This window comes from Burkholderia sp. Se-20378 (assembly GCF_017104665.1).
Lineage (GTDB): Bacteria > Pseudomonadota > Gammaproteobacteria > Burkholderiales > Burkholderiaceae > Burkholderia > Burkholderia lata.
In genome coordinates this window covers 1-988 of record NZ_JAAGPG010001137.1, presented here as the reverse complement: position 1 = coordinate 988, position 988 = coordinate 1, and the positions used below count along the sequence as shown (strand labels likewise).

The following is a 988-nucleotide window of genomic DNA, read 5'->3' as shown; positions in this document are numbered from 1 at the left end:
CCTGTTCTATCAACTGCACGAGCAGCGCGCCGGCGACGGCGCGGCCGGCCCGTGGTCGCTCGACCTGTTGCCGCTGATCGTCACGCCCGAGGACTGGGTCGCGATCGAGCGCGGTGTGCTGCAGCGCGTGCGGCTGCTCAACGCGACGCTGGCCGACCTGTACGGCCCGCAGACGATCCTCGAACGCGGGCTGCTGCCGCCCGCGCTCGTCACCGGACATCCCGGCTACCTGCGTGCGATGCGCGGCGCACGCGTGCCGGGCGATACCTGGCTGCACGTCGTCGCGTTCGATCTTGCGCGCGGCCCGGACGGGCAGTGGCGGATCGTCGCGCAGCACACGCAGGGCGCGGCCGGCCTCGGCTACCTGCTCGAAAACCGGCTGATCGTGTCGCGGCTCTTTCCGCGCGGGTTTCGCGGGCTGCGCGTGCAGCGGCTCGCGTCCGCGTACCGCGCGCTGCTGCAGAGCATGCAGGCGCTCAGCCCGGCCCGCAAGAATTCGCGGATCGTGCTGCTCACACCGGGGCCGCACAGCGCGACGTATTTCGAGCACGCGTATCTCGCGCGCTACCTCGGCCTCACGCTTGTCGAAGGCGGTGACCTGACCGCGCGCGACAACCGCGTTTTCCTGAAGACGCTGCGCGGGCTCGAACCCGTGCACGGCATCCTGCGGCGCGTCGACGACGCGTGGCTCGATCCGCTCGAACTGCGGCCCGATTCGATGCTCGGCGTCCCGGGGCTGCTGCAGGCCGTGCGCGCGGGCAACGTGCTGCTCGCGAACGCGCCGGGCTCGGGCTTCCTCGAATCGCCGGCGATGCTCGGCTTCATGCCGCGTCTCGCGGAAGGGCTGCTCGGCGAAACGCTGACGCTGCCGGCCGTGCATTCGTGGTGGTGCGGCGAGGCGGCCGCGTGCGACGACGCGCTGCCGCAGCTCGCGCGCAGCATCGTGAAGGCATCCTATCCACCCGACGTTCAGGCCGGCGGCCCGTTA

General features: G+C 71.7%; 1 protein-coding gene. It reads left to right on the top strand.

Annotated elements, in window-relative coordinates; all coding sequences use genetic code 11:
- Nucleotides 1-988: circularly permuted type 2 ATP-grasp protein (locus tag G3N93_RS40615; protein WP_206135587.1), on the top strand; the 988-nt coding region annotated here is incomplete at both ends.